This is a genomic window from Psychrobacter sp. PSi21 (assembly GCF_054960615.1).
In genome coordinates, this window is sequence record NZ_JBHNYR010000063.1 from 1 (window position 1) to 215 (window position 215).

Consider the following 215-nt stretch of genomic DNA (forward strand, 5'->3'; position numbering starts at 1 on the left):
GCGACGATCACGTTGGCCACGATGTCTACCGGATCACTGGTGTTGCCCGCATTGTCGGTGGCGGTGATTTGAATGGTTTCACCATCTACCAATGGCGCATTGCTGGTGTCCACATTGTAGTCACCGTTGCCATCAGCGGTAACGGTGTAATCGGGAATGCCGTTACCATCGGTATCAATGTCAACAACGGTATTGGGCTCGGCGGTACCACTGAT

1 protein-coding gene is annotated in these 215 nt (G+C 53.5%); it reads right to left on the reverse strand.

Annotated features, from left to right (window positions below; all coding sequences use genetic code 11):
- Nucleotides 1-215: Ig-like domain-containing protein (locus ACFI32_RS14900; RefSeq protein ID WP_462627403.1), on the reverse strand; the 215-nt coding region annotated here is incomplete at both ends.